We start from the raw sequence: 22,380 nt of genomic DNA, 5'->3' as shown, positions 1-22,380 counted from the left end.
TTTCCGGCCCCACAAAACACTTAGTGTTATTTGTACACTTGTGTATTTATTAATGTGATGTTAAAATCTAAAAAACTGCATTTTTAGGCTAAAATGGCATTTGGTTTATTTGATTGAGATACCCCACAGTATCAGATGATGTATTAATGTAGAGGTAAAAACACTTGCACATCAGCAAAAACAACCTCACATTTAACTAACAATTAAACTAAATTTATAATAAAGCATGAAAAGAATCTTTACAAGAATCTCTGTTCTCGCTGCATTTTGTTTGCTAACAATTAACGTAGCATTAGCGCAAAACATTACCGTAAAAGGTAAAGTAGTTGATGGGGGTGATAAAACTCCGTTACCAGGCGTAACTATCTTAATCAAGGGCACACAAAATGGTACGCAAACAGATGTGAACGGCAACTACTCCATTAGCGCGCCGGCCAATGCCACATTAGTATTTAACTTTGTAGGCTATACAGCACTTGAGCAAGCTGTAAACAATCAAGCTACTTTAAATGTATCATTAGCTTCATCAACACAACAACTAGAGCAAGTTGTGGTTGTGGGTTATGGTACACAGCGAAAAATTGATGTTACAGGATCAGTAGCTACCGTTAAAGGTGAAGACATTGCAAAGCAGGCCTCTACCAACGCGGTAAGTGCGTTACAGGGAAAAGTTGCAGGGGTTAGCATTACCAACAATGGTGCACCAGGTTCTTCTCCAAAAATTACCATTCGCGGTACTGGTTCTATTTATGGCAATACGGGTGTATTGTATGTAGTAGATGGCGTTTGGTATGATGAGATCAGTTTCCTTAATCCAAGCGACATTGAAAACTTAAGTATCCTGAAAGATGCCTCGTCTCAATCTATTTATGGTATCCGTGCGGCAAACGGCGTTGTATTAATAACGACCAAAAAAGGTAAATCAGGTGATCCCGTAATAAATTATAACGGATCTGTTGGCTATCGAGTAGTTACCAATCAATTGGCTATGGCTAACGCAACAGAGTATGCTACGATAATAAATGAGTTATCTGCAATTAATGGCGCTCCGAACCTTTTCGCAAACCCATCAAGCTTTGGCGAGGGTACCAATTGGTATAACCAGGCATTCAGAAACGCGTTACAAACCAATCATCAAGTATCTATTAACGGTGGTAGTGAAAAGAGCACTTATAACTTTTCTTTAGGTTATACCGGAGAAGATGGAATTGTTAAAACACAAAACTACAAGCGTTATACAGCTAAATTTTCTAACGATATTCAGGTATTAAAGCCTTTAAAAATTGGTTATACCATTTCAGCAACAGCATCAAACTCTGATGATGTTAACGGCTCTATTTTCCGTCAGTTATATGCAGCCGGTCCAGTAGTTCCGGTTTATTATGCTGATGGCACCTATGGTGATGCGAATGATTTTAGTTTAGGTGGAGGAAATAATTTTAATCCTCAGGTAACCTTAGATTTTTTTAATCAAAAATCTAAAAATTACCGTTACAATGGTAATTTTTATGCTGAGTTAAATTTTGCTAAGCACTTTACTTTTAAAACAAGTATAGGCGGAGATTTTGGTCAGGCTGAAGTTCGTGGGTACACTCCGGTTTATCAGGCTACACAGGGGCAAAGAAACGACAAAAGCTTATTAGAAATTAAAAGAACCGAGGATAGAAACTGGATCTTAGAAAACACCTTAACTTATAAAAATACTTTCGGTGATCATAACCTAACAGTTTTAGCAGGTCAAACTGCCCAGAGAAGAAAAAATTACTATATTAATTCATCAGCGCTTAATGTTCCTTACTCAAGCGAGGGCGATCTATATTTAGCACTTGGTAATGCTGCAGATAGATCAGTAATTGATGGTGGTAGCTTAACAACCTATTCTTCTTATTTTGGTAGAGCAAATTACTCATTCAAAGACCGTTATCTTTTAAATGCAACGATACGTGCTGATGCAGCATCGCAATTTTATGGTGGAGGAGATCTGTGGGGTTATTTCCCATCAGTAGGTGCTGGTTGGGTAATTTCCAATGAGGATTTTATGAAAGATCAGAAAATCTTCAATAGCTTAAAACTAAAAGGATCATGGGGAAAAGTGGGTAATGCTGGTGTTCCTGTAAACCCAACAACGCTTGTAGTAAAACAAGATGGCGCTTATGTTGTGGTATTTAACGGCGTTGCTTACACTGGCGCAAACGTTAGTTCATTAGTGCCATCGTTCTTAAATTGGGAGCGTACTACTGGTACTGACATTGGCCTTGAAGCAAGTTTCTTAAATAACAGATTAAATGTAGAAACTGGCTTTTACAATAAAAAAACAGAGCAAGCAATTTTCGAAATCCCTATTTTATCTTCTATTGGTACCTCTTCTGGTAAGCAAATTGGCAACCAGGCTGATTTACAAAATCGTGGTTTTGAGTTTTTGGCTACTTGGAGAGATCAAACTAAAAGTGGCTTTTCATACTCTATTAGCGGTAACGTTGGGTTAAATAACAACAAAGTTTTATCAGTTGTTACGGGCCTAAACCCTATTTATGCAGGTGGCGCAGGGCTTTCTAATGGAGGCTTAGCAACACGCACTATACAAGGTGGTGCAATTGGAGAATTTTATGGCTATAAAGTAGATGGGATATTTCAAACTCCTGCAGAGGTTGCTGCATCTGCCCAAAAAACAGCAAAACCTGGCGACTTTAAATACATTGATCAAAACAATGATGGTGTAATTGATGGTAAAGATAGAATTGTATTAGGTAATCCTAATCCTAAATATAATTATGGTTTAAGCACTACATTTGGCTACAAAAACTTCGATTTAACCGTTGATATACAAGGTGTTGCCGGGGTAGATGTTTACAATGCCAATATTGGCTCGCGTTTTGGAAACGAAAATTTTAGTAAAGATTTTTATGATAACAGATGGCATGGAGCAGGCACTTCAAACACCTATCCTTCTGCAGCAGTTGGCTCAACCTTTAATTCCGCTCCAAACTCTTTCTATGTTGAAGATGGATCATATATCCGTATAAGAAATATCCAATTAGGTTATTCTTTACCGTCAACTTTAATGAATAAGTGGACAATGAAAAAAGTAAGAGTTTTTGTTGATGCGCAAAACCCTGTGACCTTATTTGGATATAAAGGTTTTACCCCAGAAATCGGTGGTACGCCAACAAATGCAGGTATCGATGCGAGTGTGTATCCACTATCTGCAGTTTACAGATTAGGTGTTAATGTTACTTTTTAATATCAAATAGCGATGAAAATAAATTATAAAAACACATATATACAAAAGATGGGGATAGTAGTAATCTGCTCCTCACTTTTAATAATACCTGCTTGTAAGAAAAGTTTTTTAGATGTTGATCCACAAGCACAGCAACCTGCAGTAGTTTTCTGGAAAGATGCTAGCGATGCTGCAAAAGCGGTTAATTCGATGTATGCACAGCTCAGAACTTGGGGAAATACCGCTTTTCCGGCATTAGCGCTCGAAAGTATGGGTTCTGATGAAGCAGAAAAAGGTAGTGCGGCAAATGATTCTGACTATTTAAATGCCTATGATAATTTTACAGTAACATCAACAGAAGGGCAAATGGGAGGTTTCTGGGAAGCACAGTATCAAAATATAAATCTTTGTAACCAAGTGCTTGATAACGTTCCAGGGATCAATATGGATGCAAGCTTAAAAGCCCGTTATTTAGCCGAGGCAAAATTTATTAGAGCATATTCTTATTTTAGATTGGTTCGCGCTTTTGGCGATGTACCTTTGCGTTTAAACGTACCCAAAACACCGGCTGAGTTTAATATTCCGAGAACGCCTAAAGCACAAGTATGGGCCGCTATCGAGAAAGATCTGGATGATGCAACAGCAGTTTTGCCTCAAACCTATCCAGCAGCTGATTTAGGCAGAGCAACCAAAGGCGCTGCGCTTGCCTTACATGCAAAAGTTGCTATGTATCAGCAAAAATGGGATCAGGTACTATCTTTTACAAATACTGTAATTACATTGGGTTACGATTTATATCCTAATTATCAAGAAGGCTTTAGAACTAACCACGAAAATAATATCGAATCAGTTTTTGAGATACAATGCGAACTTTTATTGAATAATAAAGATGCTTCTAACTCTCAATATAGCCAGGTACAAGGTGTACGGGGTAGTGTTGCAGGTTGGGGTTTTAATGTACCTACTCCTGCTCTAGTAGCAGCTTACGAAACTGGTGATCCCCGTAAAGATGCAACAATAATTTTTAGAGGAGAAACTACTCCACAAGGTGATGCTATTAGTCCGACTGGAGATAATCCAATGTATAATCAAAAATCATATGTACCATTTAGTTTAATTGTAAGCGGTTATACAGAAGGCTCGCAACAAAATGTTAGGGTAATAAGATTTTCGGATGTATTGCTAATGAATGCAGAAGCTGCAAACGAGCAAGGAAATCCCACTTTAGCTAAAACATCATTGAACAGGGTACGTGCGCGTGCACGCGGAGGGATTGCTGGTATTTTACCAGATGTAACCACTTCTGATAAAGAGGCTTTGCGCCAGGCGATTTGGAAAGAAAGACAAGTAGAATTAGCTATGGAGTCAGACCGGTATTTCGATGTAATTCGCCAAGGTCGTGGAGCGGCTATATTTGGCCCTAAAGGCTGGAAAGCAGGCAAAAACGAAGTTTGGGCAATACCCGCAAATGAGATTGATAAAAGTGCAGGAACTTTAACTCAAAACCCAGGTTACTAATCGCTAATTTTTACGAAAATGAAAACAAAATATTTTTTATTATTGACAGCTGTAACCTTGGTGTTATCATCATGCCAAAAAGACTTTGATCCAACAACTTATGCACCAGCCTTAAACATTAATGGCTACACGAGTTCAAAACAGATTGCTCCTTCAAGCCTAATAGCTTATTGGGCATTTGATGGCAGTTTAATTGATAGTGTATCGAATACAGCAGGCACCAATACTGGTACCAGTTTCAGTACCGGTATTAAAGGGAGATCGTTACAAGGCGCATTAAATGGCTACGTAACTTCCAACACGCCAGCGGCAGTACAAAATTTAAAAAGTTTTACGCTTACCTGCTGGTTTAATATGCCCCTTAATGATAAAGGGATTGTAGGATTAGTTGATGTTGCAAAATCATCCGATTTTTGGGGAAATCTAACGCTGTTTATGGAAAATAACGGGGATGCTTCAACTGGCAGATTGGTTGCCCGTTCTTATACAGGTGTGGTTAACAATGGCGGAGACAATTTTTTAAAGATTGTTGATCCTTGGAATAAATGGAATCAAATAGCCTATTCATATGATGCTACCACTTCAACCTATAAGGTATATTTTAATGGCTCTAAAATCGGAGAAAAAGTTGTAGCAAACTTGGGTCAACTAACCTTTCAAGATGCCTCTAAAATGGTTTTTGGCACCGTGCAATTTCAAACAACACCTAGTTTAACAAACTCAACTGGCAAACAAGATTGGGCGAGTTATTTAGTAGGTCAATTAGATGAAGTTAAAATTTTTAACAAGGCACTAACCGATGTTGAAATTGGTTCATTATCTAAACTAGAAGGAAGAGGAAAATAGTTTTCCTCCCTGATAGACCAAATTAAAAGGGCCACCGATTGGGGGCCCTTTCAACTACCACACTATGAAAAAAAAATATTTTTATATTTTCATCTTATCGGCTGTTTTTTTTGGGTGCAAAAAAGGCGATACACCAGCACCGGTTGATCCGCCTGTTACACCATCATCTTTCGCTTTTAGCGATTTAAAGGTAAACGATGCTTACAGTGGCTTTACCTATTATGGCTTAAACAATAACCCAATTATCAAAATAACATTCTCATCACCAATCAATTCTACTTCTATAAGTGGCAACGTTACCCTTACCGATGCCTCTGGAAATCCGGCAGCATTCACTTCCAAATTAGAGAACAACGATAATACGGTTGTAATTACTGCTACTGCATTGCAGCCCATTACTAAATATATCTTAAACGTTAATAACAATTTATCATCAAAAACCGGTGGCAAACTTCAATCGGCGGTTGCTGTAAACCTGATCACTGCTGTTGATGATGCAGATAAATTTGCCCGCATCAGCGACGACGACCTTTTAACTTTAGTTCAAAAGCAGACTTTTAAATATTTCTGGGATTTTGCACACCCAACCAGTGGCCTTGCAAGGGAAAGAAATACATCTGGTAATACCGTAACTTCTGGTGGATCGGGTTTTGGAATCATGGCCTTGGTTACTGGTATCAGCAGAAATTTCATCAGCAGGGCCGATGGATTGACGAGGATCCAAAAGATGGTATCCTTTTTAAAAACTGCCGATCGTTTTCATGGCGCCTATCCACATTGGCTGGATGGCAATACCGGAAAAGTAATTCCGTTCAGTACCAAAGATAATGGTGGCGATCTCGTTGAGACTTCATTTTTAATGGCAGGCTTAATTACCGCCCGTCAATATTTTAATGGAACTGATGCAGCAGAAACTGCGTTACGAGCTGATATTAATACCATTTATAACAGCGTAGAATGGACATGGTACAGAAAAGATAACAGTAATACACTTTACTGGCATTGGAGCCCTAATTATAACTGGGACATGAACCTGCCCATTAAAGGCTGGAGCGAGTGCCTGATCACTTATGTAATGGCAGCAGCCTCTCCTACTTATTCGATCCCTAAAACTGTTTATGATACTGGTTGGGCACAAAATGGAGCAATGAAAAATGGGAATACCTATTATGGTGTTCAACTTCCTTTAGGCACAGCCAATGGTGGCCCATTATTTTTTGCACACTATTCTTTCTTGGGCATCAATCCAACAGGGTTAAGCGATGCTTACGCAAATTACGAAACACAGGCTAAAGCACACACGCAGATTAATTATAATTATTGCAAAGCTAATCCGCTCGGAAACTATGGTTATGGCGAAAATTGCTGGGGTTTAACGGCAAGTGATATTCCTAACGGATATACTGCAAGTGCGCCGAACAATGATATTGGTGTAATTGCCCCTACCGCAGCCTTATCATCTTTTCCGTATACGCCAACCGAATCGATGCAGGCGCTAAAATATTTTTATTATAAACTGGGCAACAAAACCTGGGGAGATTATGGTTTTTACGATGCTTTCTCGCTAAAAGATCAATGGTTTGCTTCTTCTACTTTGGCCATAGATCAGGGACCAATAGTAGTGATGATCGAAAATTATAGAACCAAATTAATCTGGAACTTATTTATGTCTGCTCCCGAAGTTAAAACAGGCATGAAAAATCTTGGTTTTAGCAGTCCCAATCTTTAACATTATACAGCAGCAATGAAATTTATATTCCGAAACTTCCTTTTATTATCATTTACCCTTTTTACGCTATCATCATGTGCACAGCGTGAAAAACAGGCATACAATCCTGATCTGAAGATCAAAAAAAACCTTACCGACATTGAATTACTGGATCTTGTGCAAAAACAGACTTTCCAATATTTTTGGGATGGGGCTGAACCAACATCAGGTGCTGGTAGAGAACGCTTTCATGTGGATAATGTGTACCCGGAAAATGATAAGAATACAGTGGCAACCGGTGCAACTGGCTTTGGCTTGATGGCCATTTTAAGCGGTATTGATAGAGGTTATGTAACAAAAAAAGAAGGATTAGACAGATTAAACAAAATATTGGATTTTCTATCCAAAGCCGATCGTTTTCATGGTGCATGGTCGCATTGGATAAATGGAGAAACTGCCAAAGTACGTCCTTTTGGGCAAAAAGATAATGGAGGCGATCTTGTAGAAACTTCTTTTGTTGCACAGGCCTTAATCTGTATTAACGAATATTATAAAAATGGAACGGATGGTGAAAAGGCATTAGCGAAAAAAGCTGATGAACTTTGGAAAGGAATCGATTTTAACTGGTACCGCAATGGCCAAAATGTATTGTACTGGCATTGGTCGCCAGCGTATAAATGGGAAATGAACTTTCCGGTTAAAGGTTATAATGAATGTTTGATTATGTATGTAATGGCCGCCTCATCCCCCACGCATGGTATCCCTGCAGAGGTGTATCACGAAGGTTGGGCAAGAAACGGGCAGATTAAAACTAGTTTCAAATTTTACGGACATCCTTTTACACTTGATTATCAAGGTCAGAAAAATTCAGTAGGACCATTATTTTGGGCACATTACTCCTATTTAGGTTTAAATCCGAAAGGATTAAAAGACCGTTATGCAAATTATTGGGAAAATAACGTAAACCACACACTTGCCATACACGATTACTGTGTGGCCAACCCAAAGAAATTTAAAGGTTATGGAGAAAACAATTGGGGTTTAACAGCCAGTTATTCGGTAAAAGGTTATGCAGCACACAATCCTCAGGAAGATTTTGGCGTAATCTCTCCTACTGCAGCTATATCATCGATCCCATACACTCCAAAAGAATCGATGAGGGTAATCAGGCATCTTTACGAAGATCTGGGCGATAAAGTTTGGGGGAAATATGGTTTTTACGATGCCTTTTCAGAGCAGGACAATTGGTATCCGAAAAGATATTTAGGTATCGACCAAGGCCCAATAGTTGTGATGATCGAAAATTACAGATCGGGCCTACTTTGGAAGCTTTTTATGGGAAACAAGAATGTTCAGAATGGATTACAAAAATTAGGTTTTGAACATCCTACTTTAAAAAAATAAAATGAGAAGGCTGATTATAACAATAGCAATCATGATCTGCACTGCTTCGGCATTTGCACAAAATCAAAAAACTTACTGCAATCCAATCAATGTAGATTATGGTTATACACCATTCGAATCTTTTACCGAATGGGGGAAACACCGTGCCACTGCCGATCCGGTGATTGTAAATTATAAGGGCGATTTCTATCTTTTCAGCACCAACCAATGGGGTTATTGGCATAGCGCTGATATGCTGAACTGGAAATTCCATGAAAGAAAATTTCTCCGTCCATGGAACAAAACAAAAGATGAACTCTGTGCACCAGGGGTAGGCATCGTTGGCGATACCATGGTCGTTTTCGGGAGTACCTATACTAAAAACTTCACTTTATGGGGAAGTACCGATCCAAAAGGGAACAAATGGTTCCCATTGGTTGATTCTTTAGAAATTGGTGGCTGGGATCCGTCCTTTTTTACCGATGACGATGGCAAATTTTACATGTATAACGGAAGCAGTAATAACTACCCCATGTATGGTGTGGAATTAGACCGCAAAACTTTTCAACCTAAAGGTACCCGCACACCAATGTACCTGCTTGAAAGCTGGCGGTATGGCTGGCAGCGTTTTGGCGAATATATGGACAATACATTTCTTGATCCTTTTGCCGAAGGTGCATGGATGACCAAACATAATGGCAAATATTACTTTCAATACGGAGCACCAGGAACCGAATTTAGCGGTTATTCTGATGGAGTGGTGGTTGGAACCAAACCTTTGTTTTACGATAGCCCATTTACGCCTCAATCTGATCCTTTAAGTTATAAAGGTGGTGGATTTTCGCGTGGTGCAGGGCATGGTGCAACCTTTCAAGATAACAGTAAAAATTACTGGCACATTTCTACCAGCATTATCTGTGTAAAAAACACCTGGGAGCGCAGAATGGGTATCTGGCCAACCGGTTTTGATAAAGACGATGTGATGTGGACCAATACTGCCTTTGGAGACTACCCCCTCTATCTTCCTTCCGAAAGAAAAGAAGGTGGTCCGGCAGGCCCAGGTTGGATGCTAATTAACTATAAAAAACCCATTACTGTTTCTTCAACTTTAGGAAGCTTTAATGCCAATAATGCTGTTGATGAAAGCATTAAGACCTATTGGAGTGCCAAAACCGCTAATAATGGAGAATGGATCCAAACCGATCTGGGTAGTCTGGCAACCGTTAATGCCATCCAGATTAATTATGCAGATCAGGATGCAGAATTTATTGGTAAACAGATCGGAATTTACCATCAATATAAGATTCTATCATCAACTGATGGTAAAAAATGGACTACCCTGGTTGATAAAAGCCAGAACAAAACCGATGTGCCGCACGATTATATCGAACTGCAGACACTAGTAAAAACCAGGTTCATCAAAATGATAAACATCCATATGCCAACCGGAAAATTTGCCATTAGCGGCTTACGTGTTTTCGGCAATGGAAATGGAGAAAAACCAACAAAGGTTAAAAACCTGATTGTATTGAGGACAGAAAAAGATAAACGAAGCGCCTACATCAAATGGCAGCCTGTTGATAATGCATTTGCCTATAATCTTTACTACGGTACTGCGCCAGATAAGCTATACAATTGCATTATGATCCATGATTTTAACGAGTACTGGTTCAAAGCAATGGACAGCCAAAAAGCTTATTATTTTACCATTGAAGCAATAAATGAGAATGGTGTATCGGCAAAAACCGAGGTAAAGAAAGTTGATTAATAAAATACATAGCTCACGCTCGTTTCTAACGAGTGTGGAAATAAACAATCGCTTTAAGCGATTAATGTTAAAACACGATAAAATCGTAAAGCTATTTAGGCATTCGTTGGAAACGAGCACCAACTAATAAAAAGAATAAAACACACATATAATGAAGAGAGCGAATATCCTGGTTGTTTTTTTAACCCTGCTTGTACTGAATGGATCAGCACAAACAAAAAAACCTGTTTCGGCAGCAGATGCAAAGATGAATACCTTCATCAGCAATCTGATGGCGAAAATGACCGTTGATGAAAAAATTGGTCAATTGAACCTGCCAAGTTCTGGCGATATCACCACCGGCCAGGCTAACAGCAGCGACATTTCTAAAAAAATCAGAGATGGACAAGTTGGTGGTTTATTTAACATTAAAGGAGTAGATAAGATAAAGGCAGTTCAAAAGATTGCAGTAGAAAACAGCCGCATGAAAATCCCTTTGCTTTTTGGAATGGACGTAATCCATGGTTATAATACCGTTTTCCCCATTCCATTAGGAATGAGTTGCGTTTGGGATATGGCCGCCGTACAAAAATCGGCAAGGGTTGCTGCGATAGAAGCCAGTGCAAGTGGAATTAACTGGACCTTTTCTCCTATGGTCGACATTTCTAGAGACCCGCGTTGGGGCCGCATTTCGGAAGGAAGTGGCGAAGATGCTTATTTAGGTTCACAAATTGCCGCAGCCATGGTGAAAGGTTATCAAGGTAAACTTCAGGCTAATAACGAAATTTTAGCCTGCGTAAAACATTATGCGCTTTATGGTGCTGCTGAAGCTGGCAGAGATTATAATACCACCGATATGAGCAAAGTGCGCATGTACAATGAATATTTCCCCCCTTATAAAGCCGCTGTTGATGCAGGAGCAGCCAGTATTATGGCCTCTTTTAACGAAGTTGATGGTATCCCTGCAACCGGAAGCAAATGGTTAATGACCGATGTTTTACGTAACCAATGGGGCTTTAAAGGGTTCGTGGTAACTGATTATACAGGTATTCCTGAAATGATTGCCCACGGCATGGGCGATTTACAAACTGTTTCTGCCCTGGCTTTAAATGCTGGCATTGATATGGATATGGTGGGCGAAGGCTTTTTAGGTACTTTAAAAAAATCATTGGCAGAGAAAAAAGTTGGCATGGCACAAATAGACAGGGCATGCCGATTAGTGCTTCAGGCAAAATATAAACTTGGTTTATTTGCTGATCCTTATAAATTCTGTAATGCAGAAAGAGCAGAAAAAGAGGTTTTTAGTCCAGCTAACCGTCAGGCTGCACGTGAAATTGCTGCTGAAAGCTTCGTGTTACTAAAAAATAACAATAATATACTTCCATTAAAAAAATCAGGGACTATTGGCTTAATCGGTCCATTGGCAGATAATACCGCCAACATGTACGGTACCTGGAGTGTTGCTGCCCTTTTCGATAAATCGGTAACGGTACTTCAAGGTTTAAAAAATGTTTTGGGTGATAAAGCGAAAATTTTAACCGCACGCGGCGCTAATTTTTTAGCAGATTCTGCTATGGAACACCGTTATGTTAACATCCACAATCCCACTTACAAACGCGATCCTCGAACCGAAGCAGAAATGATCAAGGAAGCGCTAGAGATTGCTAAAAAATCGGACGTTATTGTGGCTACCATTGGCGAAGGTTCTGAATTTACAGGCGAAAGCAGTAGTGTAACCGATATCCAGATTCCCGAGACACAGAAAAACCTGTTAAAAGCACTGGCTAAAACTGGCAAACCAGTGGTACTGGTGTTGTTTACCGGTCGTCCGTTGGCATTAAACTGGGAGCAGGAAAATATTCCTTCCATTTTAAATGTTTGGTTCCCGGGTAGTGAAGCAGGAAATGCAATTGCCGATGTACTTTTTGGCGATGTTAATCCTTCAGGTAAACTGAGTGCAACTTTCCCTCAAAATGTAGGTCAGGTGCCTTTGTATTATGCACATAAAAACACCGGTCGACCGCTGGCAGAGGGTAAATGGTTCGAAAAATTCCGTTCCAACTATTTAGATGTAAGCAACGATCCTTTATATCCATTCGGTTTTGGCCTGAGCTATACCACGTTTAATTATAGCGATGTTAAATTAAGTTCAAATACCTTAACCAAAGGGAAAACGATCACGGCATCGGTTACGCTAAGTAATACGGGTAAATATGAGGGTAAAGAGGTCGTTCAATTATACATTCAAGATCTTGTGGGAAGTATTACCCGTCCAGTAAAAGAGCTAAAAGGTTTTCAAAAGATTAATTTAAAAGCCGGAGAAAGTAAAACCGTCACTTTCAGCATTTCCGAAAATGATCTTAAGTTTTACAATGCTGATCTAAAATTCGTGGCTGAACCCGGCGATTTTAAAGTATTCATTGGCACAAATTCACGCGATGTAAAAGAAGCATCTTTTACACTCAAATAAAGACAATTAGGTTTGGTTATGAACCCTGTGCTATTGTAAAGTAGCCAGGGTTTTCTATTTTTGTTAAATGAAACCATCATAATTTATCAAAACACACCTTGAAATAACAAATCATGATAGCTTCATCAACTTTAAAATATATAAAACGGATGAAAAAGATTTTTTTTACCATCTGCATTCTTTTTTCTGTACTCTTTTTAAACGCTCAAGACTTAAAAAAATACGACAAGGGAAGCTATATCAAAGGAATGGACTCTATTTACTACAGAATCCTCTTTCCCGAGAATTTTAATCCCGACCAAAAATATCCGATCATCTTCTTCCTCCATGGAAGCGGCGAAAGGGGGAATGACAATACCAGTCAACTGGTACATGGTGGAAAATTGTTTTTAAAAGATGATTTACGCAAAAATTTCCCTGCTATTGTTGTTTTCCCACAATGCCCATCAAACGACTTTTGGGCAAATGCCAATTTTGAGAAAGATGCAAAAGGTAAAAGGAGAATCAGTTTTGTGGAGGGTGGCAAACCAACCAAAATTATGCATGCGCTACAAGGCATGGTTAAAAACTTCCTTAATAAACCTTATATAAACAAAGACCAGGTGTATGTGGGCGGTTTATCAATGGGGGCAATGGGTACTTATGAGCTTTTAAGAAGAGAACGCCGCAAATTTACCGCTGCCATTGCCATCTGTGGTGGCGATAACACCAACAATATTAAAAAATATCAAAAAATACCGCTTTGGATTTTCCATGGCGCAAAAGATGATGTAGTTGATCCGGCTTTTTCGATTGCCATTGCCGAGCGCTTAAAAACCGTTGGAGATGAGGTAAAATTTACCCTTTACCCAAATGCCAACCACAATAGCTGGGACAGCGCCTTTGCAGAGCCAGAATTGTTAACCTGGCTATTTTCACATAAGAAATAGTAGAACGATCCGTCATAATGAACTTGTTTCAGTATCTATCTGGCAAGACCCTGAAATAAATCCGATAGCTATCGGATCAGGGTGACGATCAGGAGTAAAAGAATTAGAAAAGCAAGGTTCGGTATCTTATCGGTTCCAAAAGCCCTGCCATCCGCTTTACTCACCCCGATTGAAAACCTGTGAAACAAGCAAGCACACAATAGAACAATAAAAATAGTGCTTAAATCGGGAGTTCGTGCCCGCTGCTGTCAGGTTTAATTTACCTAGGTTGACCTAAGTAACCTAGACCCGACAAAATGGAAAGCCCGGAGGTTGAGGAACGAGGCCGAGGACTTGAAATGATGGCGGGACCGTCGTAACCAATAAGCACCGATTTTGCTCTTCAAAAACAAAAACCACAAAAAAAGCCTGAAGAAAAATCTTCAAGCTCTTGTAAAATATTCTAATTGATATTATTCTGCCATATTATGGTAAACCGCCTGCACATCATCATCTTCCTCTAACTTATCGATCAATTTCAAAACATCAGCTGCCTGCTCTTCCGTTACCTCATGGTGAGATAAAGCAATACGCTCTAATTTTGAACTCTTTAACTCTATGCCTTTTTCTTCTAAAGCTTTTTGTAAAGATCCAAAGTTTTCGAAAGCACCTTGAGCAACAGCGATATCGTTGCCTTCTTCATCAGCCTCTACGTATAATTCTTCTAAACCAGCATCAATTAGTTCAAATTCTAACTCTTCTAAGTCTAAACCTTCAGCTGGTACAAAACGGAAAACAGATTTGCGGTTAAAAACGAAATCTAACGATCCGGTTTTACCCAAAGAACCATCCGTTTTGTTAAAATAACTACGAACGTTTGCTACGGTACGGTTGGTATTATCAGTAGCAGTTTCAATTAAAACGGCAACACCGTGTGGCGCATAACCTTCATATACAATTTCTTCGTAATTGGCCATCGATTTATCAGATGCACGCTTAATAGCTGCCTCTACCCTATCTTTTGGCATGTTTACCGCTTTCGCATTTTGCATAGCCGTACGTAAGCGCGAGTTGGTTTCTGGATGAGGTCCGGATTCCTTAACTGCCATTACAATATCTTTACCAATACGCGTAAACTGAACCGCCATTTTGGCCCAACGCTTAAATTTTCTCTCTTTTCTAAATTCGAATGCTCTTCCCATTTTTCGAGTATTGAGATATAAGATTTGAGATAGGAGACCTTATGCCTTCAACCTTTCAACCCTCTACCTTTATATTATTTTTTTAAATTATTCAACATATCAATTGTCAGTTTCGACAAATCGAACTCTGGTTTCCATCCCCAATCTTTTGCAGCATAGTTATCGTCGATAGAACGTGGCCAGCTATTTGCAATTTGCTGACGGGGATCATTAGCGGCGTAAGATAATGTAAAATCCGGAATATGTTTTCTGATTTCGGCTGCTAAAATCTCAGGTGTAAAACTTACCCCACCAAAATTATAGCTGCTACGCACCGAAATCTGATCTGCCGGTGCATCCATTAGTTCGATTGTTCCACGAATGGCATCATCCATATACATCATTGGCAACTCCGTTTCTGCATTTAAGAAACTCTGGTAGCTGCCTTTTTTCAATGCATCGTGAAAAATATGAATCGCATAATCTGTTGTTCCACCACCTGGGGCAGCTTTCCAGCTGATTAATCCCGGATAACGGATACTCCTCACATCTAATCCGTATTTTTGGTTATAATATTCGCACCAGCGCTCACCTGCCAGTTTACTGATTCCATAAACGGTATTCGGATCCATTACACAATATTGCGAGGTATTATCTTTTGGCGAATTCGGGCCGAATACAGCGATTGAACTTGGCCAATATACCTTTGCAGTTTTATATTCTAAAGCTAAATCTAAAACATTCAGCAAGCCGTTCATATTTAAATCCCAGGCTAATTTTGGATTCTGCTCACCTGTAGCCGATAATAAAGCTGCTAAAAGGTAAACCTGTGTTGGTTTGTATTTATGAAAAATACCATTGATCATTTCCTTATCAAGCACATTCACAAATTCAAACGGTGCAGAGTTTTTGATATCGTAATCTGGTCTGCGTATATCGCATGCAACCACATGATCATCACCATATATTTTACGTAACATGGTTACCAACTCGGTACCAATTTGCCCGTTAGAGCCTAAAACAACAATTTTTTCTTGCATAATTTTTTTGAGATTGAGCAAAGGTAAAAAAATGAGATAAAAGGCGATAAAATATTTATACTTAGTGTATAGAATAGTGGTTAATTGTTTAAACTGGTTAATCGGTTAGATTAGTTTAAAAAGGATTAATCGGTTAATTGTATAAACTAGTTAACTGTAAACCGGATTGTTTAAATTGCTAACTGCAAATTGCCAACTGAAAACTGTTAACTGATATCTCAGGTATTAGAACCTTTCAACAATACAACAATCAAACTTGATTACATTTCAACATTAATTTTATTACATTTACTACACTTACCTGCATAACCAAATAACAAATGACTCACGCTGAGCCTGAAAAATCTGATGATTTACTTGATCGCTTAAAACTGGGCGACAAACAGGCTTACGAAAAAATATATTTCACCTATAGTAATGAGCTTTTATTGGCAGCCTACAAAAAAACAGGCGATAAGGTAATTGCTGAAGAACTGGTGCAAAACATCTTTATCTCCCTTTGGGAAAAGCGGCAGGAAGCGGTGATTAATAACCTCCAGGCTTATTTGTTCGGTGCCTTGAAGTTAAGTGTGATTAACCACATCAGGAGCCTGGTTATGGAGAATAAGTACATGGAGTACCAAAGCCTAACTTATTCAGAAAACCATCAGGACACTGCAAACCTGGTCGATCTTCATGATCTATCTTCCATCATTGAAGAAGGTATCAACTCCCTTCCGGAAAAAACACAGGAAGTTTTCAGGCTGAGCCGATACCAACACCAATCTACTAAAGATATTTCTGCTGGTTTAAATATCTCCGAAAAAGCTGTAGAATACCATATTACCCGCTCAATTAAAAGAATTAAAGAATATATTAAAAATTTCTACATCTTTTTGTAACTGATTACCAGGCAATTGAAAATTATTTTAGCTTTTTTATCTCCTGCCTTTAGGGGTTCGCATTCATTGTGTTACTTGTATAGTATAAAGCCAAATATTCTTTCTTATGGACCAGAAATCATTTTACGATTTACTAAGCCGTTACGAAAACGGAAATTGTACCGAAGCCGAAAAGCTTTGGGTAGATAAATGGTATCATAACTTAAATAGCAGGAATTTTAAAGATCTATCGTCAACAGCACTGGAGGAAATGCAGGCCAATACCTGGCTAAACATCAATAATATTGAACGCAAACCAGCACCAACATTAAAGGTTAAAAAGCTTTGGCCAAAATTTGCAATTGCAGCAGCTATATTGGTTGCCTTTTTTATCGGGGGATTATACCTAACGGACTACAACCATGCTGAACAATCTTTTATTGATGAAAACAGCAATTTAAGCCTAATCAGCAAAACCAATGATACTGATCGTCCCATCATTATAGCGCTTAGCGATGAAAGCACAGTAACACTTAAACCGCAGGCCAATATTATTTATCCAAAGATTTTTGCTGCCAACAAAAGAATGGTTTATTTAAAAGGAACAGCCTTCTTTTCGGTAAGCAAAAACCCAAAGCGGCCGTTTTATGTATATAATCAAAAACTGGTTATACGTGTTTTGGGTACCAGCTTTTGGGTAAAATCGTCAACAGATAAACTTCCCGCCCAAGTTGCGGTAAGGACCGGAAAAGTTCAGGTAGAAGAAAATCAGAAAAGCTCACTATTCACTTTTGCTAAAGAAAAACTGGCGAAACCAATTCTGCTTACGCCAAATCAAAAAGGTATTTTTTCCGACCACAAATTAAATAAAACATTGGTAAGCAAGCCTATTCCATTGGCCGAAGCTTATAACATACCCACAAGCTTGAGCTACAATTTTAAAGAAGAAAGCATTAAAGAAATTTTCAAAACCTTATCTGAAGCATATGGGATAGAGATAAAATCAGATAATGAGCAGATTTCGACTTATACTTTTACCGGAGATTTAAGCAAAAAAGGGCTATATGAGCAGCTCGACCTGATCTGTGGAACCATATCAAGCAAATATTACATCCAGGGAACCAGCATTGTGGTTTCCAATAAAAACTAACCAAATATATAAACATGATGAAGAAGAACCACAACACCAACAGCCCGTAACCGCGGCGCCATATTCCATAATATTTTTCTAAAAAACAAAGCCGACAATGTGGGGCATTGCCGGCGAGTTAAATACATTAGAAATGTATTCATGGTATTTCTATGTCCAATAAATCCAATCATTTAATGAACAATAACCAAATTTATGAAAAAAAATCAACTTATTTCGCTGGCGATATATGCAATGAGAGTTTCGATTTACCAAATACTTGCAATAATAATTTTTACTTGTGGTGCTTTTGCCAAAAATGTCGACGCACAAGATTTCCTGAACAAATCAATTTCGATTAAAGCCGATCAAACAGATATTAAAACCATTATAGAAAAAACAGAACACTTAGCCAATGTTAAATTTGTTTACAGCCCACAATTAATAAACTCCAACCGTAAAGTTTCTATTAATGTGGTTAACCAAAAACTTAAATACTTTCTTGAGAATTCGCTAAAACGTTATGACGTGGGATATAGAATAGTTAAAGATCAGATTCTGCTCTATTCTATTCCCGCCAATAACAACCTCGAACTGCTAAAAGCCTTTGAAGGCATTGTTACCGGAAAAGTAACCGACAGTAAAGGGAATGCCATCCCTGGGGTATCAGTTACCGTTAAAGGAAAATCAATCGGGACCACAACCGACGAAAATGGCGCTTTTGCGCTAAAAGGCTTAACTGTCGACAGCCGTGTAATCGTGGTAAGATATGTAGGTTTCATTTCCAAAGAAGTAAACCTATCACCTGGCAATGCCGACGAAAACCTGAGTATCAGCCTATCAGAAGATAACCTACAATTGGAAAGTGTGATGGTAACCGGTGGTAATCCAAAGAAAAAATTAGAAAGCAGTGTGGCCTTAACTTCAGTGAGTAATAAAGATATCACCAACCGGGCACCTTTAAACAGTACCGATTTATTAAAGGCCATACCAGGTTTAACAGTAGAAAGTACAGGTGGCGACGGCCCGGGAAATGTTTGGGTAAGGGGGTTTCCGCAGCAGGGCGGATATATCTTCCTGGGTATACAGGAAGATGGTTTACCGCTTTTACCAACAGGGTTCAACACAAACCCATCTGTAGATCAATACTATAAAACAGATCTGACTATCCAGAACATAGAAGCCATCAGAGGGGGTAACGCATCAATCGTTCAGGCCAACACACCAGGTGCGGTGGTAAATAACATCAGCTATGTTGGTGCAGATAAACAATATGGTCAATTTAAGTTTACAACAGGTTTTTCGCAAGGTTTGTACCGTGTTGATGGCAACACCGGAGGCAAAATAAACGACCAGATTAAATACAATATCGGTGGTTTTTACCGTACCGATAACGGTGTGGTAGATCAAGGTTTTAAGCCAGCTAACGAGGGTGGACAGATTAAAGGGAACATGACTTTTAATTTTAAGAACAATAAAGGATTTTTTAGGGTGTATGGTAAATACCTGAATGATAAAGTTCAGTTCTTACTAACAAGTTATTACCCTTACGATGGTACCGGTAAACCAACTACTTACCGCGATTATGATATGGCCGCTCAATCGATTACGCCAACTCAAACAGAATGGAGCTATAACGATCCGGCGGCAGGAAGCCATAATTTTAGTTTAACAGATGGAATCCACACCAAATTGGGATCGGGTGGTTTTCAGTTCAACTACCTAACCGACAGTGGCTGGCAGATTGTTAACAATTTTCGTTATCAAAATACCCATACCAATTCTACCTATACTGCCCCTGCAGGAATTGTAGCGAGAACAGCAGCAACGCCTTATTACTATCCCGGTGGCTCAGTGGCACCTTTCGTAGCTGGAGATTATGTAATTACCTCTAATGCACAAGGACAAATTAATAGTGATGTTCAGATTGTTGATTACCTGGATTTAAGAAAGAAAGTAAAAAACCACAGTCTTAACATCGGATTGGGCATCCACCAGTATAACCGGGATGATTTACGTTATGCTTTCCGTTCATTTACTGAATTTAAAGAGCACCCTAGCATTTTATTACAATCACCAACAGCTGCAGAGCGTACCATCCAGACCAAAAACACTTTTATTGGCGATACGAGAACCCTTTCTGTGTACGCAGGAGATGAGATTAAAATATCTGAAAAATGGCGCTTAGATATTGGTGCCCGCATAGATAATCAAAATGTTAAAGGCGACAGACCTTATTATGCATTAAATGCAAATGGTACGGTTAATACAACCGCCAGTGCAAACCCTAATATCTTAGGCTACACGCATTATGATGAAACTTTAACCAACTGGGCAGCTTCAGTAGGAGCAAACTACAAAATAAACAATACATCAAGTATTTTTGCAAGGGCTACAAAAGCTTACAACGCACCAAACATTGGCGACTATAATGCATCAGCCTATAACCCTGTAAACATTAAAAAACGCCCGGTTTATTTGGGCGAAGTGGGTTTTAAATACGCTAAAAATAACTTGGCCATTTTCGCATCTGGAAGTTATTCGGCAATTAAAAACACGTCATTAACCATTAATGTTCCAACAGTTGCTTCAGGTTTACAGGCATTGGTGGCATTTGGTTCTACACGTACCTGGAGTGCCGAGTATGAGGTTTCTTACAAAATTGCTAAACCACTAAGCTTACGTTTAACCGGAACATTGCAGGATTCTAAATACACCGATTACGAAGCAAACACGAGTAACAACGCCGCTGTTGCAGCCGAATTCGGCAATCGGATCTATAGCTTCACCGGCAAAAGGACCGAACGTGTTCCTGTACTCAACACCGAACTTGGCGCCAATTACGACTACAAAAACTTTAACCTATATGTAGCAGCAAATTACGTAGGTAGCCGCTTCACCTCTCCTAGCGATAGCTATAAACTACCTGCTTATGTAGTAATGAAAGCTGGGGCAGGATATAATTTTACTAAAAAGATTTCGATAAGATTTTGGGCAGACAACTTGTTAAATGCAAAAGTGCTGACAGAGGGCGATGTTCGAGGAGATCAGTTCAGAGATTTCTCAACCATAACCCCTGGCACATTAATGATTGGCAGAACATTACTTCAACGTACCTTCTGGGGATCATTAGCTTATTCATTCTAACAAATAAAACCGGAGTTTACGCTCCGGTTTTTTAATTCTAAAACATCATGACAACAAGAAGATCATTTTTACAAAAGGTAAGCCTTGCTGGTGCAGCAGCTTTTTTAAGTCCATCATTAGTTACAACAGCGTTAGCTGAGTCTGCTAAAGTTTCAAAAATCGGAATCGGACTTTTCACTTTAAGGGAGCAGTTAACTGCAGATGTAAAAGCGACCATAGAACAGGTAGCTAAAATCGGTTATAGCCAGGTAGAAACCTATTACGGTTATCCTGGCAAATACGAAGTGAAAGGTTTTTGGGGTTTGGAAGCAAAAGACTTTAATACCTTATTAAAAGCAAATGGCCTCACCTCTCCCAGCGGCCATTATAATGTAACTGAGTTTTTATCCTCAGGCGACGATAAAGTGCTAAAATCGCACATCGAAACCGCAGCCACCGTTGACCAGAAATATTTCGTTATCCCAGCTTTGCCTACCGATATCAGGGCCAATGGAACATTAGATGATTACAAGCGCATGGCCTCAAAATTTAACCAAGCGGCCGAGCTTTGCCAAAAGTCAGGATTGAAATTAGCTTATCACAACCATAACTTCGAATTTAAAGATCAGGGCAACGGGGCTACAGGCTACGCAATCCTGCTCGCTGAGACCGATGCCGAACTGGTTGGTTTTGAACTCGATATCTTTTGGGCGGTAAATGCAGGTTTAAATCCTGTTGATATGTTCAAGAAAAATCCAGGCCGTTATAAAATGTTCCATGTTAAGGATATGGATAAAACAGACAAAGCAGTTTTCGTGGAAGTGGGGTCTGGCAGGATCGATTTCAAGCGCATTTTTGCTGCTTCTAAATTGGCTGGAGTAGATTATATTTTTACAGAACAGGACATCATCAGGAAAGCACCTTATGAGAGTATAGCCGAAAGCTATAACTACATCAAAAAAAATCTACTTTAAGCAGATTTTCTCCTTAAAAAATCGGTGTTTTAAGATTTATTAGTAAATAATATTTTTACCAATACTAAATGTACTTTTTACACCAAGTAAAATCGACATAAAAACACAGTCTAAACCACAATAGAGCGGCAAAAAATCATTTATTTAGAACAATTCTATTCAGTAACAATCACATTGCATACCGATAATTTAACTTAAAAAAGTTATTCTTTCCGTTATATTTTTTCTAATATTACTAATTCAACACATAAGTAACCAATATATAAAATC

Annotated in this window: 14 protein-coding genes; 12 read left to right on the top strand and 2 right to left on the bottom strand. The window is 38.9% G+C overall.

Features of this window, described 5'->3' with window-relative positions; all coding sequences use genetic code 11:
- Nucleotides 1–226: 226 nt before the first annotated feature.
- The 8 genes from AC1DNH_RS16230 (at nucleotide 227) to AC1DNH_RS16195 (ending at nucleotide 13,821) form a co-directional block, all read left to right on the top strand.
- Nucleotides 227–3,241 carry a SusC/RagA family TonB-linked outer membrane protein gene (locus AC1DNH_RS16230; RefSeq protein WP_477580852.1) on the top strand — a complete coding sequence of 1,005 codons (3,015 nt, stop codon included), beginning with the start codon at nucleotides 227–229 and terminating at the stop codon, nucleotides 3,239–3,241.
- Nucleotides 3,242–3,289: 48 nt separating this feature from the next.
- The gene (locus AC1DNH_RS16225; protein WP_477607915.1) at nucleotides 3,290–4,738 is read left to right on the top strand and encodes a RagB/SusD family nutrient uptake outer membrane protein; all 1,449 of its coding nucleotides are present in this window, start codon (nucleotides 3,290–3,292) and stop codon (nucleotides 4,736–4,738) included.
- Nucleotides 4,739–4,756: 18 nt separating this feature from the next.
- The gene (locus tag AC1DNH_RS16220; RefSeq protein WP_477580856.1) at nucleotides 4,757–5,584 is read left to right on the top strand and encodes a LamG-like jellyroll fold domain-containing protein; all 828 of its coding nucleotides are present in this window, start codon (nucleotides 4,757–4,759) and stop codon (nucleotides 5,582–5,584) included.
- A gap of 64 nt (nucleotides 5,585–5,648) precedes the next feature.
- Nucleotides 5,649–7,313 (top strand): glucoamylase family protein, encoded by a 1,665-nt coding sequence (locus tag AC1DNH_RS16215; RefSeq protein WP_477625518.1) that lies wholly within the window; start codon nucleotides 5,649–5,651, stop codon nucleotides 7,311–7,313.
- 15 nt (nucleotides 7,314–7,328) lie between these two features.
- Nucleotides 7,329–8,696: a glucoamylase family protein gene (locus tag AC1DNH_RS16210; RefSeq protein ID WP_477580925.1), complete on the top strand. Its 1,368-nt coding sequence runs from the start codon at nucleotides 7,329–7,331 to the stop codon at nucleotides 8,694–8,696.
- Nucleotide 8,697: 1 nt separating this feature from the next.
- Entirely contained in the window at nucleotides 8,698–10,443 is a 1,746-nt protein-coding gene (locus tag AC1DNH_RS16205; protein WP_477580927.1) for a family 43 glycosylhydrolase, read from the top strand.
- Between the two features lie 151 nt (nucleotides 10,444–10,594).
- Nucleotides 10,595–12,892, top strand: coding sequence for a beta-glucosidase BglX (gene bglX, locus AC1DNH_RS16200; RefSeq protein WP_477625517.1), 2,298 nt, complete (start codon nucleotides 10,595–10,597; stop codon nucleotides 12,890–12,892).
- 149 nt (nucleotides 12,893–13,041) lie between these two features.
- A complete protein-coding gene (locus tag AC1DNH_RS16195; protein WP_477580931.1) occupies nucleotides 13,042–13,821 on the top strand; it encodes a carboxylesterase family protein in 780 nt (259 codons plus the stop codon).
- A gap of 452 nt (nucleotides 13,822–14,273) precedes the next feature.
- Here the strand turns inward: AC1DNH_RS16195 and AC1DNH_RS16190 are convergent, their stop codons facing one another.
- Together AC1DNH_RS16190 and AC1DNH_RS16185 are read right to left on the bottom strand one after the other, a co-directional pair.
- Nucleotides 14,274–15,002, bottom strand: coding sequence for a YebC/PmpR family DNA-binding transcriptional regulator (locus AC1DNH_RS16190; protein ID WP_029274031.1), 729 nt, complete (start codon nucleotides 15,000–15,002; stop codon nucleotides 14,274–14,276).
- A gap of 74 nt (nucleotides 15,003–15,076) precedes the next feature.
- Nucleotides 15,077–16,021 (bottom strand): NAD-dependent epimerase/dehydratase family protein, encoded by a 945-nt coding sequence (locus AC1DNH_RS16185; protein WP_477580933.1) that lies wholly within the window; start codon nucleotides 16,019–16,021, stop codon nucleotides 15,077–15,079.
- Between the two features lie 320 nt (nucleotides 16,022–16,341).
- Between AC1DNH_RS16185 and AC1DNH_RS16180 the strand changes: the two genes are divergently transcribed.
- The 4 genes from AC1DNH_RS16180 (at nucleotide 16,342) to AC1DNH_RS16165 (ending at nucleotide 22,110) form a co-directional block, all read left to right on the top strand.
- On the top strand, nucleotides 16,342–16,902 hold the full coding sequence (locus AC1DNH_RS16180; protein ID WP_029274028.1) for a sigma-70 family RNA polymerase sigma factor: 561 nt from the start codon (nucleotides 16,342–16,344) through the stop codon (nucleotides 16,900–16,902).
- Between the two features lie 106 nt (nucleotides 16,903–17,008).
- Nucleotides 17,009–18,031 carry a FecR family protein gene (locus tag AC1DNH_RS16175; RefSeq protein ID WP_477580791.1) on the top strand — a complete coding sequence of 341 codons (1,023 nt, stop codon included), beginning with the start codon at nucleotides 17,009–17,011 and terminating at the stop codon, nucleotides 18,029–18,031.
- A gap of 195 nt (nucleotides 18,032–18,226) precedes the next feature.
- Nucleotides 18,227–21,157, top strand: a complete 2,931-nt coding sequence (locus tag AC1DNH_RS16170) for a TonB-dependent receptor domain-containing protein (protein WP_477625516.1) — start codon at nucleotides 18,227–18,229, stop codon at nucleotides 21,155–21,157.
- A 47-nt stretch (nucleotides 21,158–21,204) separates the two neighbouring features.
- On the top strand, nucleotides 21,205–22,110 hold the full coding sequence (locus tag AC1DNH_RS16165) for a TIM barrel protein (RefSeq protein WP_477625515.1): 906 nt from the start codon (nucleotides 21,205–21,207) through the stop codon (nucleotides 22,108–22,110).
- The last annotated feature ends 270 nt before the right edge of the window (nucleotides 22,111–22,380 follow it).

It is taken from the genome of Pedobacter sp. 01N310 (assembly GCF_056399805.1).
Note: the sequence above shows the minus strand (reverse complement) of the source record. Positions and strands in the feature narration are given on the sequence as shown.